The sequence below is a fragment of the Pseudomonas sp. NPDC089530 genome (assembly GCF_050280705.1).
Lineage (GTDB): Bacteria > Pseudomonadota > Gammaproteobacteria > Pseudomonadales > Pseudomonadaceae > Aquipseudomonas.
This window is the reverse complement of the sequence record NZ_JBNNVU010000034.1, coordinates 44,259-57,082: the sequence shown is the minus strand read 5'-3', so window position 1 is coordinate 57,082 and position 12,824 is coordinate 44,259. Positions and strand designations below refer to the sequence as shown.

General features: G+C 63.5%; 12 protein-coding genes. 5 read left to right on the top strand and 7 right to left on the bottom strand.

Annotation, left to right across the window (positions count from 1 at the left end; translation table 11 throughout):
• Positions 1 to 578 (top strand): citrate/2-methylcitrate synthase (locus ACQKQA_RS15170; RefSeq protein WP_427558845.1); only part of this gene is annotated, 578 nt, incomplete at its 5' end.
• A 246-nt stretch (positions 579 to 824) separates the two neighbouring features.
• On the opposite strand, the gene ACQKQA_RS15165 is transcribed toward ACQKQA_RS15170, so the two are convergent.
• The 3 genes from ACQKQA_RS15165 to ACQKQA_RS15155 form a co-directional block, all read right to left on the bottom strand.
• Positions 825 to 2,483, bottom strand: a complete 1,659-nt coding sequence (locus ACQKQA_RS15165) for a cation acetate symporter (RefSeq protein ID WP_427558843.1) — start codon at positions 2,481 to 2,483, stop codon at positions 825 to 827.
• On the bottom strand, positions 2,480 to 2,791 hold the full coding sequence (locus ACQKQA_RS15160; RefSeq protein ID WP_427558840.1) for a DUF485 domain-containing protein: 312 nt from the start codon (positions 2,789 to 2,791) through the stop codon (positions 2,480 to 2,482). The genes ACQKQA_RS15165 and ACQKQA_RS15160 overlap by 4 nt, the downstream gene beginning before the upstream one ends.
• A gap of 191 nt (positions 2,792 to 2,982) precedes the next feature.
• Positions 2,983 to 3,834 (bottom strand): glycine betaine ABC transporter substrate-binding protein, encoded by an 852-nt coding sequence (locus ACQKQA_RS15155; RefSeq protein ID WP_427558837.1) that lies wholly within the window; start codon positions 3,832 to 3,834, stop codon positions 2,983 to 2,985.
• Positions 3,835 to 4,131: 297 nt separating this feature from the next.
• On the opposite strand from ACQKQA_RS15155, the gene ACQKQA_RS15150 reads away from it, so the two are divergent.
• Positions 4,132 to 5,730: a beta (1-6) glucans synthase gene (locus ACQKQA_RS15150; protein WP_427558834.1), complete on the top strand. Its 1,599-nt coding sequence runs from the start codon at positions 4,132 to 4,134 to the stop codon at positions 5,728 to 5,730.
• An 80-nt stretch (positions 5,731 to 5,810) separates the two neighbouring features.
• Here ACQKQA_RS15150 and ACQKQA_RS15145 read toward each other — a convergent pair whose 3' ends face one another.
• A complete protein-coding gene (locus ACQKQA_RS15145; protein WP_427558831.1) occupies positions 5,811 to 6,185 on the bottom strand; it encodes a hypothetical protein in 375 nt (124 codons plus the stop codon).
• A gap of 244 nt (positions 6,186 to 6,429) precedes the next feature.
• Between ACQKQA_RS15145 and ACQKQA_RS15140 the strand changes: the two genes are divergently transcribed.
• From ACQKQA_RS15140 to ACQKQA_RS15130, 3 genes are all read left to right on the top strand, one after another.
• The gene (locus ACQKQA_RS15140) at positions 6,430 to 7,728 is read left to right on the top strand and encodes a serine/threonine protein kinase (RefSeq protein WP_427558828.1); all 1,299 of its coding nucleotides are present in this window, start codon (positions 6,430 to 6,432) and stop codon (positions 7,726 to 7,728) included.
• On the top strand, positions 7,721 to 8,509 hold the full coding sequence (locus ACQKQA_RS15135) for an MlaA family lipoprotein (protein WP_427558825.1): 789 nt from the start codon (positions 7,721 to 7,723) through the stop codon (positions 8,507 to 8,509). The genes ACQKQA_RS15140 and ACQKQA_RS15135 overlap by 8 nt, the downstream gene beginning before the upstream one ends.
• Positions 8,510 to 8,674: 165 nt before the next feature.
• Positions 8,675 to 10,708: an FUSC family protein gene (locus ACQKQA_RS15130; RefSeq protein ID WP_427558822.1), complete on the top strand. Its 2,034-nt coding sequence runs from the start codon at positions 8,675 to 8,677 to the stop codon at positions 10,706 to 10,708.
• Between the two features lie 60 nt (positions 10,709 to 10,768).
• Here the strand turns inward: ACQKQA_RS15130 and ACQKQA_RS15125 are convergent, their stop codons facing one another.
• The 3 genes from ACQKQA_RS15125 to ACQKQA_RS15115 all read right to left on the bottom strand — a co-directional run bounded on the left by ACQKQA_RS15125 (position 10,769) and on the right by ACQKQA_RS15115 (position 12,779).
• Complete coding sequence (locus ACQKQA_RS15125) at positions 10,769 to 11,374, bottom strand: LysE family translocator (protein WP_007931467.1); 606 nt, start codon at positions 11,372 to 11,374, stop codon at positions 10,769 to 10,771.
• 91 nt (positions 11,375 to 11,465) lie between these two features.
• Complete coding sequence (locus ACQKQA_RS15120) at positions 11,466 to 12,095, bottom strand: LysE family translocator (RefSeq protein ID WP_427558818.1); 630 nt, start codon at positions 12,093 to 12,095, stop codon at positions 11,466 to 11,468.
• Between the two features lie 81 nt (positions 12,096 to 12,176).
• Positions 12,177 to 12,779, bottom strand: coding sequence for a formyltransferase family protein (locus tag ACQKQA_RS15115; RefSeq protein ID WP_427558815.1), 603 nt, complete (start codon positions 12,777 to 12,779; stop codon positions 12,177 to 12,179).
• Positions 12,780 to 12,824: the final 45 nt, after the last annotated feature.

Below are 12,824 nucleotides of genomic sequence, written 5' to 3'. Positions count from 1 at the left end.
CCTGCAAGTCGCGCCTGGTCACGGGGGAGGTGGAACTGCTGGATCACAGCCGTTTCGCGCTATCGGAGGAGGAGAAGGCTCACGGTGGCGCCAACGAAGCGGTACTGACCATGCTCGACGAAATTGGCGATGTCTCGAACATCGACAAGTTCATCGCCAAGGCCAAGGACAAGAACGATCCGTTCAAGCTGATGGGCTTCGGTCACCGCGTCTACAAGAACCGCGACCCGCGCGCCACCGTCATGAAGCAGACCTGCGACGAAGTGCTGAAAGAGCTGGGCATCAAGAACGACAAGCAACTCGAACTGGCCATGCGCCTGGAAGAGATCGCCCTGACCGACCCGTACTTCATCGAGCGCTCGCTGTACCCGAACGTCGACTTCTACTCGGGGATCATCCTCAAGGCCATCGGCATTCCAACCAGCATGTTCACCGTGATCTTCGCCCTGGCGCGTACCGTCGGCTGGATCTCGCACTGGAAAGAAATGCTCTCCAGCCCTTACAAGATCGGCCGTCCTCGCCAGCTGTACACCGGCTACGAGTCACGCGACATCACCCAGCTGGAAGACCGCAAGTAAGACCTGTTGCCTTGCGCTAACGTCTTAGCTGCACCGGATACGGCCTCTTTATAGAGGCCGTATCTGTTTGTGGGGCACTTACCCCACGCCCCTCTGTACCGGCAGAAGCGAGCCCGCTCACAACAACCCTCGCACCCGCCCCCTCCCCTGTCCTGCTATTACGCCCCCAATAAAAATGCCCCTGTCTCTCGACAGGGGCATCGTTCTACCGCTCGGCTTATATATAGAAGCCGATACATCAAGACCTTAGTGCGACACCGCCCCACTGGCACCCAGACCGGTCTGCGAGCGGACGAACTGCGGGAAGAACAGCGCCCGCTCATTGTCAGCCGCCGTGGACTTGTCGGTGACAGAGAAGAACCAGATCCCGATAAAGGCAATGATCATCGAGAACAGCGCCGGGTACTCGTAAGGGAAGATCGCCTTTTCATGCCCCATGATCTGCACCCAGATGGTCGGACCGAGGACCATCAGGCCCACGGCACTGACCAACCCCAGCCAGCCGCCGAGCATGGCGCCGCGGGTGGTGAGTCGCTTCCAGTACATGGAAAGCAGCAGTACCGGGAAGTTGCAGCTCGCCGCGATGGAGAACGCCAGGCCGACCATGAACGCGATGTTCTGGCTTTCGAAGAGGATGCCCAGAGCAATCGCCAGCACACCCAGGCACACGGTAGTGATCTTCGAGACGCGGATTTCATCCTTCTCGTTGGCCTTGCCCTTCTTGATCACGCTGGCATACAGGTCGTGGGAAACCGCCGAGGCGCCCGCCAGGGTCAGGCCGGCCACCACCGCCAGGATAGTGGCGAACGCCACCGCCGAGATGAAGCCCAGGAACACACTGCCCCCCACGGCATTGGCCAGGTGCACCGCCGCCATGTTGTTGCCGCCGAGCAGAGCGCCAGCCGCGTCCTTGAAGGTCGGGTTGGTGCTGACCAGCAGGATCGCGCCGAAACCGATGATGAAGGTCAGGATGTAGAAGTAACCGATGAAACCGGTGGCATACAGCACGCTCTTGCGCGCTTCCTTGGCGTCGCTCACGGTGAAGAAGCGCATCAGGATGTGCGGCAGCCCCGCGGTACCGAACATCAGCGCCAGACCTAAGGAGAAGGCCGAGATCGGATCCTTCACCAGGCCGCCCGGGCTCATGATCGCCTCACCTTTGGGGTGAACCTTGACCGCCTCGGAGAACAGCATGTTGAAGTCGAAGTTGACGTGCTTCATGACCATCAGCGCCATGAACGAGGCGCCGGACAGCAGCAGGACCGCCTTGATGATCTGCACCCAGGTGGTCGCTAGCATGCCGCCGAACAGCACGTACAGCACCATCAGGATACCCACCAGGACCACCGCCACATGGTAATCGAGGCCGAACAGCAGCTGGATCAGCTTGCCGGCACCGACCATCTGCGCGATCAGGTAGAACGCCACTACCACCAGCGATCCACAGGCCGACAGTGTGCGGATCTGGGTCTGCCCGAGGCGATAGGAGGCCACATCGGCGAAGGTGTATTTGCCCAGGTTGCGCAGGCGCTCGGCGATCAGGAACAGAATGATCGGCCAGCCCACCAGGAAGCCGATCGAATAGATCAGGCCGTCGTAGCCGGAGGTGAACACCAGGGCGGAAATCCCCAGGAAGGACGCCGCCGACATGTAGTCACCGGCAATCGCCAGGCCGTTCTGGAAACCGGTGATCTTGCCGCCCGCGGCATAGTAGTCGGCCGCCGACTTGTTGCGCTTGGAAGCCCAGTAAGTGATGCACAAGGTCGCGCCGACGAACAGCACGAACATGACGATCGCGGAGACGTTGAGGGGTTGCTTGTGCACTTCGCCGGTCAGGGCGTCCGCCGCCCAGAGGCTTGGCGCGAAGGCCGCGACGCCAAGAGAAGCCAATAGACGCCGGATCATTGCTGAGCCTCCTTGAGAATCGCATGGTTCAGGTCGTCGAATTCGCCGTTGGCGCGTCGCACGTAGATAGCGGTCAGCACAAAGGCCGCGACAATCAGCCCGACACCGATGGGAATGCCCCAGGTGATCGATGATTCAGGACTGAGTTTCGCCCCCAGTACATGGGGTCCGTAGGCGATCAGCAGGATGAAGCCTGCATAGAGCCCGAGCATGATCGCCGAAAGTATCCAGGCGAATCGCTCCCGCTTGCTGACCAGCTCCTTGAAACGCGAGCTGTTTTGAATCGAGAGGTAGATGCTGTCGTTCATTGTTTTTATCCTCGCAGCACAGATTTTGGTTGGAACGTAGTCCACTCTATGCAGCTCGGGAACAGGTGCCAGACGACCTTAGTATTAGAACGACAGTCCCCCCTGATACGCACTTTTCACCGGGCAAAACAAAAGGCCGCCGGGTGAAAACACCCGACGGCCTCGAGACCTGCGAGCCAGACGCTTCGCGATCAGTTAGCGGTCCATTCGGCGACCCGTTCCGGGTGTTTCGCCACCCAGTCCTTGGCGGCCGTTTCCGGCTTGGCGCCCTCTTGGATCGCCAGCATCACCTCGCCGATTTCATCCTTGGACGCCCACTGGAATTTCTTCAGGAAGGCCGAGACCTCGGGTGCCTTCTTCTCCAGGCCTTTGCTGCCGATGCTGTTGACGGTTTCAGCAGCGCCGTAGACCGCTTTCGGGTCTTCCAGGAACCGCAGTTTCCACTTGGCGAACATCCAGTGCGGCACCCAGCCGGTCACCGCGATGGACTCGTTCTTCTCTTCGGCGCGGGTCAGTTCGGCAATCATCGCCGCGCCCGAGCTGGCTTGCAGCTTGTAGTCCAGACCGTAGTCCTTGATCGCCTGGTCGGTCTTGAGCATCACGCCCGAGCCGGCGTCGATACCGACAATCTTGTTCTTGAAGGTGGGGTCGTCCTTCAGGTCGGCAATGCTCTTGGACTTGACGTACTCCGGCACGATCAGGCCGATTTTCGCGTCCTTGAAGTTGGGGCCGTAGTCGACCACCTTGTCCTTGTTCTTGGCCCAGTACTCGCCGTGGGTCACGGGCAGCCAGGCCGACAGCATGGCGTCCAGCTTGCCGGTGGCCACCCCCTGCCACATGATCCCGGTGGCTACCGCCTGCAGCTTCACGTCATAACCGAGTTTCTGCTTGATCACTTCGGAGGCCACGTAGGTGGTCGCCACGCTGTCCGACCAACCGTCGACATAGCCGATGCTCAGGGTCTTGCTGTCGGCGCTGGCCAGGGTGGAGCTGATCGCAAGTACCAGACCGGCACCTGCGCCTAAGAGTCGTCGCATCTTCATCGTTACTTCCCCGAAAGTGCTGCGCCCGGCGGATGCCGCGGCGCTTCAACGTATTGTTATGGCGCACCGCGCCCCTATCTCTTCACCACCCACTCGTTCGAACGTCAGCGCGATTCATGTATGGGAGCCCTGACGCATCGATCATCAACCCGGCGCCAAAGCAGACCTGCTCTGGCTACGACCTCAAGACACTCAGCAACGACATCAGATAGCCAGTAACCAGCGCCGCAAAAAACGCTGCCGGCGCCACCCGAACTTTGCCGGTCGACCGCATGCAGGCCACCTGGGCCGCGGCAAATGCGGGTAAGATGCCCGGCTTCGTTCCCTGACGGCCCGACCATGCCTTCGATTGCCCGCTTCCCGCTCCTGCCCTATCTGTTCGCTTGCCTGCTGGGGCTCTTCGCCCTCTGCGGCTTCTGGTACGGCCTCGGCCAGCCGGTGGTGCTGCCCGATGTCGCCAGCGCCAGCCACAAGCTGCAATGCGCCTCCTACACCCCGTTCGACAAGGACCAGTCGCCCTTCGACCAGCCCTTCCGACTGCGCCCGGAGCGCATGGATGCCGACCTGGCGCTGCTGGCAACACGCTTCGAGTGCATCCGCACCTACTCCATGACCGGCCTCGAAGCCCTGCCGGAGCTGGCACGCAAGCACGGCCTGAAGCTGATGATCGGGGCCTGGGTCAACAGCAACCCGGTGGACACCGAGAAAGAAGTCGACCTGCTGATCGCCTCGGCCAACGCCAACCCGGATGTGGTGAGCTCGGTGATCGTCGGCAACGAAGCCCTGCTGCGCAAGGAAGTCACCGGCCCGCAACTGGCCAGGCTGATCAACAAGGTCAAGACCCACGTCAAGCAGCCGGTCACCTACGCGGATGTCTGGGAGTTCTGGCTCAAGCACCCGGAAATCGCCCCGGCGGTGGACTTCCTGACCATCCACCTGCTGCCTTACTGGGAAGACGATCCGTCCAATATCGACGCCGCGCTGAACCATGTGGCGCAGGTGCGCCAGGTGTTCGGCAACCGATTCGCCCCCAAGGACGTGCTGATCGGCGAAACCGGCTGGCCCAGCGAAGGCCGCCAGCGCGAAACCGCCCTGCCGAGCCGGGTCAACGAGGCCAAGTTCATCCGTGGTTTTGTGGCCATGGCCGAACAGAATGGCTGGCATTACAACCTGATCGAGGCCTTCGACCAGCCCTGGAAACGGGCCAGCGAAGGGGCGGTCGGCGGTTACTGGGGGTTGTTCGATGCCGATCGCCAGGATAAGGGCGTGCTCGCCGGGCCGGTGTCGAACCTGCCTTACTGGCCGGTGTGGTTGGGGGTGGGTGGGGTGATCTTCCTCGCCACCCTGGTGCTCGGTGGGCGGGTGCGCGGTACTCGCGCGGCCTTGCTCCTGCCGCTGCTCGGGGCCCTGGGCGCCTGCGCCATCGGTGCCTGGGGCGAACTGGCGCGGGTCACCAGCCGCTTTGCCGGGGAATGGTTCTGGGCAGGCCTGCTGCTGGTCCTGAACCTGCTGGTGCTGGCGCACGCGGCACTGACCCTGAGCACCAGGAGCGGCTGGCGCGAGCGTGCCTTCAAGACCCTGGAACAACGCGCCGGCTGGCTGCTCGCCACCGCCGGTTTCGCCGCCGCGGTGATGATGCTGGAACTGGTGTTCGAGCCACGTTATCGCAGCTTCCCCAGCGCGGCCCTGATCCTGCCGGCCCTGGTGTACCTGTGCCGTCCGGTCCGGGTGCCGCGCCGCGAAATCGCCCTGCTGACCTTTATCGTCGGCGCCGGCATCGCCCCGCAGCTGTATCGCGAAGGCCTGGAAAACCAGCAGGCCTGGGGCTGGGCCCTGGTCAGCGTGCTGATGGTCGCCGCCCTGTGGCGCAACCTGCGGGCCCGCAAGACCTTGTAGGAGCGAGGCTTGCCCGCGATGGCAACGCCGTGGTGCGACAGCCATACCGCGGCATCGTTCATCGCGAGCAAGCTTCGCTCCTACAGAGCGCGACTAGTTGACGCCCGCACCAGGCGCAAGGCGCCGATCACGATGGCAAACACCGCCAGGCTGGTGTTGTAGAGCGCCAGGGCCGGAAAGCCGAACAGCAGCGCCAGCGCCGCCAGGTTCCAGCCGGCGCGCCCCGGCACCACGAAAGCGACCAGGGCCGCCGCCAGCGCCGCCCAACCCATGACCTTGAAGTGGATCAGCAGCCCCAGGTTGGAGCGCAGCTGGCACTCCCAGCGGCTCGCCTCGTCGACGCAGATGCCGACCCATCGAGCGTCCTCCATGAAGCTATAACGCGCGCCATAACTGGCGGCCAGCCACAGCGGCAGGACAACAAGCAGCAGAATCACGGGAAGACGGCGGGACATGAAGCTCTCCGATAAACCAAAACGGCACCCAGCATAATCGCCCAAGGCCGGTAAGCAAGCCTGTTGCACAGATAACTGTTCAGCCAACAGCGGCAACGTGTATCGTCTGGCGACTATTTATTACCGCCGATCCGGCTTTACCCCGCCCCGAGCGCTTTTTGTGCCGCATCATGGCACTTCGGCGACAACCCGGTGGTCATAGGCTGCGAACTTCACCCGGCACCTTCCTCTAAGGGATCCAGTCATGCTCCGTTCCTTGCGCTTCGCTGCCCTGCTGGGTGGCCTTATCTCAAGTGCGTCCGCGCTGGCGGTCGACATCGACGCCACCAGCTATGGCTATCCCCTGACCAACCCGTTCGAGGCGACCATCGCCACCACCCCGCCGGATCTGCGTCCCAAGCTGCCGAGCGACGACGATATCAGGCAGTCGGACCGCAGCCTGACCTTGCGTCCCGAGCGCGAATTCATCCTGCCGGACAACTTCTGGGCGGTGAAGAAGCTCACCTACCGCATCGCCGAGCAGGACCATGACGCTCCGCTGATCTTCCTGATCGCCGGCACCGGCGCGCGTTACGACAGCAGCCTCAACGAATACCTGAAGAAGCTGTATTACCAGGCCGGCTACCACGTGGTGCAACTGTCCTCGCCCACCAGCTTCGACTTCATCAGCGCCGCCTCGCGCTTCGCCACCCCGGGCGTGACCAAGGACGATGCCGAAGACATGTACCGCGTGATGCAGGCGGTACGCGCACAGAACCCGAAACTGCCGGTCACCGACTTCTACCTCACCGGCTACAGCCTCGGCGCCCTGGACGCCGCTTTCGTCAGCAAGCTGGACGAAACCCGGCGCAGCTTCAACTTCAAGAAAGTCCTGCTGCTCAACCCGCCGGTCAACCTCTACACCTCCGTCACCAACCTCGACAAGCTGGTGCAGACCGAGGTCAAGGGCATCGACAACACCACCACTTTCTATGAGCTGGTGCTGGACAAACTGACCCGCTACTTCCAGCAGAAGGGCTACATCGACCTCAACGACGCCCTGCTCTACGACTTCCAGCAATCCAAGCAGCACCTGAGCAACGAGCAGATGGCAATGCTGATCGGCACCTCGTTCCGCTTCTCCGCCGCCGACATCGCGTTCACCTCGGACCTGATCAACCGCCGCGGCCTGATCACCCCGCCCAAGTACCCGATCAGCGAAGGCACCAACCTCACGCCCTTCCTCAAGCGTGCCATGCAATGCGACTTCGACTGCTACATCACCGAGCAGGTGATCCCGATGTGGCGGGCCCGCACCGACGGCGGCAGCGTGCTGCAACTGATCGACCAGGTGAGCCTGTACGCGCTCAAGGACTACCTGCACGACAGCCCGAAAATCGCCGTGATGCACAACGCCGACGATGTGATCCTCGGCCCGGGCGACCTGGGTTTCCTGCGCAAGACCTTCGGTGACCGCTTGACGGTCTACCCCCATGGCGGCCATTGCGGCAACCTCAACTACCGCGTCAACAGCGACGCCATGCTGGAGTTCTTCCGTGGCTAAACACCTCCTGCCTATCGCTGCGTTGCTCTGCGCAGGTTATGCCCACGCCGACGACAGCAAGCCCCCTGCTCCCCCGGCCGCCGACCCGGACGGCTTCACCCAGCCGCTCAAGCGACTCACCTTCAACCCGGGCCTGGACCAGCGCGAATTCGAGCGTTCGAGCCTCACCGCGCTGAATGTCTACGACCCGCTGGAGTCGTGGAACCGCCGGGTCTACCACTTCAACTACCGATTCGACCAATGGGTGTTCCTGCCGGTGGTCGACGGTTATCGCTACATCACCCCGAGCTTCCTGCGCACCGGCGTGAGCAACTTCTTCAACAACCTGGGCGACGTGCCCAACCTGGTCAACAGCCTCTTGCAGTTCAAGGGCCAGCGCTCCCTGAACACCACCGCCCGACTGCTGCTCAACACCACCATCGGTATCGGGGGTCTCTGGGACCCGGCCACCAGCATGGGCTTGCCGCGCCAGAGCGAAGACTTCGGCCAGACCCTGGGCTTCTACGGCGTGCCGGCCGGCGCCTACTTCGTCCTGCCGATCCTCGGCCCCTCGAACCTGCGTGACACCGCGGGGCTGGCCGTGGACTACACCGCCGAGTCGGCGATCAACTTCCTCAACGTTTCCAAGGTCAGTGAAAACCATCCGGAGATCTGGGTCCTGCGCAGTATCGACAAGCGCTATCAGACCAACTTCCGCTACGGCGAGCTGAACTCACCGTTCGAGTACGAAAAGGTCCGCTACGTCTACACCGAATCCCGCAAGCTGCAGATCGCCGAGTGATCCCTCCGGGGCCCGGCGCACTGGCGCCGGGCCCTTGCCATGGCTTCGCACCAGCGAAAGCCCCCCTGCCCGCCCCCGCACCGAACAGGAAAAAATCCCGATTGGCATTTCCTGGGCGAATAGATACGCTACTAATCATTAGCTAGCTATCAATGTGACTTGCGAATGAAAAGCCCCACCCTGCGCCTCCCCGATTTCTGGCTGGCCGTCCTGGCTCCCGGCCGCCACGACCTGCTGTTCGCCCTGCGGAACATGATCGCCGGCGGCATTGCCTTGTACCTGGCCTTTCGTTTCAACCTCGAACAGCCGCAATGGGCGCTGACCACCGTCTTCATCGTCAGCCAGCCCAGCAGCGGCATGGTCCTGGCCAAGGGCGCCTATCGTCTGCTGGGCACCCTGACCGGGGCCCTGGCCTCGATTGGCCTGATCGCGCTGTGCGGCCAGGCGCCCCTGCTGTTCCTGCTGGCGATGGCACTGTGGCTGGCCTTCTGCACCACCGGCGCCTCGCTGCTGCGCAATCATGCCTCCTACGGCTTTGTCCTCGCCGGCTACACCGCGGCGATCATCGCCCTGCCCGCCACCGCCCATCCGCTGCAGGTCTTTGACCAGGCGCTGGCGCGCTGCTCGGAAATCAGCCTGGGGATCGTCTGCGCGGCGCTCGCCAGCACTGTGCTCTGGCCACGCCGGGTCGAGCAGGCGCTGGCCGCCCAGGGCATGCTGGCCTGGCAGGCCGGCAGGCGCGCCGCCGCCTCCGAGTTGATCGGCAAGGACCAGCGCAAGGGCTTGCTGGAAGCCCTCGGCAAGCTGGTGGCGGTCGATGCCCAGCGCGATCACGCCTGGTTCGAAGGGCCCCAGGGCCGCCGCCGTTCCCGGGCCCTGCGCGTGCTCAGCCGCGACCTGCTGAGCCTGCTGCGGGCGGCTCGCGGCGTGGCTCGCCAGCGCTTGATGCTCGATAGCATCGCCAACGCCATCGTGAGCCCTCTGATCGAGCAACTGGCCACGGCCCTGGAGCACGGCAGCCAGGCACAGATCGTCCAGCTCTCCGTGCGCCTCCAGGAAGCCCTGCAGGATCGCGACCTGTCCCAGGACGCCCATCTGTGCCTGATGCAGCTGGCTCAGGTGCCGGCTCTGCTCGAACGCAGCGCGCGGACGCTACAGGCCGTCGAACAGGGCCAGGTACCCCAGGGGGCGCCGGGCGCCCTGTCCTGGCACCGGGACATTGAACTGGGCCTCCTCGGCGGCCTGCGCAGCGCCCTGGCGTTTCTCGCCGTGGCCGGCTTCTGGGTGCTCTCGGCCTGGCCTTCGGGCCTGGGGGCGGTGTCGATCTGCGGGGTGGTGCTGAGCCTGTTCGCCGGCCGGGAAAACCCCTCCGCCTCCAGCCTCAACTTCCTCAAGGGTATCGCCCTGTCGGTCCCGGTCGCCGGGTTCGTCGGCCTGGTCCTGCTGCCCGGCTGGGACGGTTTCCCGCTGTTGTGGATGGGCCTGGGGATACCACTGTTTTTCGCCTCGCTGTGCATGGGCCGGCCGAAGATGGCGCCCGTGGCCTCGGCGTTCTGCATCTTCTTCGTCAATAACGTCGGCCCCGGCAACCTGATGACCTATGACCTGGCCAATTTTCTCAACAAAGCCATGGCCACCCTGATCGGCGTCGGCATCGCGGTGCTGGTGTTCCGCCTGGTCAGCCTCAACCCCGGCGAACATCACTACCGGCGGATGTTCCGAGCCTCGCTGTTCGACCTGACGCAACTCACCTCGCGCCCGCTGGAACAGGCCGAAAGCTGGTTCGGCGGGCGCATGGCCGATCGCCTGATCCGCCTGGCCCGCCACTCCGAAAGCCTGCCGCAGGAACGCCGCCAGCACTGGGACAACGGTCTGCTCGGGCTCGACCTGGGCGATGAACTGCTGCAGTTGCGCGCCAGCCTGGGCGCCGCGGACGGGACGCTGGGCATGGAGCGCGAGCGCTACCTGCACAGCATCGCCCTGCTGCTCAAGTCAGGCGGGCCGACACCCCAGCGCCACGCTCAGCTGGATGCGCCGACCATCGCCCTGCTCAAGGTCCTGGAACAGGCGCCGCACTGGCCGGAACAGGACCTGGAAATGGCCAGGGCGGCCCTGCTGCAACTGCAATTCACCTGGCACAAGTGGTGCCGCCTGACGCGCCACGAACCCGGGGTGGCGGCTGCGCTCCCGGTGCAATGAATGGGCAAAAAAAACCGCCACTCGCCGGTGGCGGCGGTGGCGGCAGTACACCCAGGCCCGTCAGGCTTGCAGCAGCGGGAACAACGAAATCACCAGCAGCAACGCCATGCCGTAGTTGAACAGGCGCAACCAGCGCGGATCGCGCAAGACATTGCGCAACACGCTGCCAAACCCGGCCCAGACTCCGACGCTCGGTGCGTTGATCAAGGCGAACAGGCTGGCGATCACCACCACGTTGAAGAAGTAACCCTGCAACGGCGTGTAGGTACTGATGGCCCCCAGCGCCATGACCCAGGCCTTGGGGTTGACCCACTGGAACGCCGCGGCGCCCCAGAACCCCAGCGGCCGCCCCTTGCCGTCGACTTCCTGGGACACCGGCCCGGAGCGGGCAATGTTCCATGCCAGGTACAACAGATAGGCCGCGCCAACGTAGCGCAGCACCTTGTACAACACTGGGTAGGCCTCGAACACCGCCCCCAGGCCCAGCCCGACGGCCAGCACCAGCACCAGGAACCCCGAGCTGATCCCCAGGATATGCGGCACCGTGCGCCGGAATCCGAAATTCACTCCCGAGGCCAGCAACATGGCGTTATTCGGTCCGGGGGTCACCGAGGTGACAAAGGCAAACAAGGCGAACGCCAACAACAAGTCGATCGACAACGGCATAACATTCATCCCGCTAAATACATGCCCTGAACAGAGCGCTGATTCATTGTTTTCGCCCCCGGTGAATGCCGCGGGCGAGTCTTACCCACGCTTACAGCAAGGACCCGATGAAACCGGCGGCGACCATCGAGTAGAACGCCCCGCACACCAGGCCGAATGCCTTGCGCGTACGGACGAAAAACGGCTCCGCCGAACGCGCGGAAAAAGCCAGGGCGTAGGCGCAGAAAATCACGAAGCCGGCGACCGCACAGCTGCCCACCAGCACGAAGCTGGCCCAGGACGGTGCCGTGGCACTGAGCCCGACGGTGGTCACGGTGAACCAGGTCAGGGCCGCCTTGGGGTTGGTCAAGTGGATGCCCAGCCCTTGCAGGTAGAAGCCCAGGGTCCGGCTCTGCTTGGCCCGGGCCCGATTGAGGCTAACCGCGTTCGGGCTCAGGGCGCCGCGGATCGATTTGTAGGCCAGCCACAACAGGTAGCAGGCGCCGAGGATTTTCAGCCAGACCAGCACCTGGGCATGGGACATCAGCAGGGCCGAGACGCCCGCCGCTGTCATCGCCCCCCAGCACAACGAACCGGAAATCACCCCGGCCGCCAATGCCAGCCCCGGGGTCCGCCCATAGCTGAGCGAGGTGTTGGCGATCGCCAAATTACCCGGGCCAGGGCTGGCGGTCCCGATGACATACACAGCCATAGCAGCACCAAAGCTCGATAGATCAAACATTTGACGGTCTCTTGTAGAAGTCGCGGGAGCAGGGTTTATCAACCGGGGGATGCCGCCCGCGCGGGCCGGCATCCCGCCTCGCTACTTGAAGCAGCGGTGATCGGGTTCTTCGGCCCGGATCTTTTCCATCCAGGGTTTGAGTTCGGATTGCTTGTACAGCCGATCGCCCCAGCGCTCGGGGGAAACCGGCAGCGGACGGCCTTGCAGGATGTAGTCGGTCAACAGGTGGATGAACTGCTGCAGGCAATAGGCGCCGACATGCAGGCGCAGCGAAGAGGCGGTTTCCGCCGGCGCGACATTGAACCGCGCGACATGGATGATGTCGCCGCTGTCCACCGAGGGCGCCAGGTGATGGCAGGTCGAACCGTAGGTCTCGTCCTGGTAGTAAATCGCGTAATGCTGGCTGCCCAGGCCCCGGTATTTGGGCGGAGCCGGGTGCAGGTTGATCGCGCCCTTGCGGGCCCGCTGATAGATGCTCGCCGGGAAGATGAAGTCGCCGCGATAGGAAATGATCCAGTCGCCTTCCCAGTCTTCCAGGTGATACGGATAGGGATCGCCCGGGTCCCAACAGAACACTTCCAGGTTGGAAAAAACCGTCTTGGCGAATTCGACGCCGTGATCGCACCAGTCCATGGTGCACACCGACAATAGAACTTTGTCCTTGCATGGTTCGATGGTCTGCATTGTCTTTTCCATTAATGGCTGTTGGTAGATTTCCAAAACACCCCC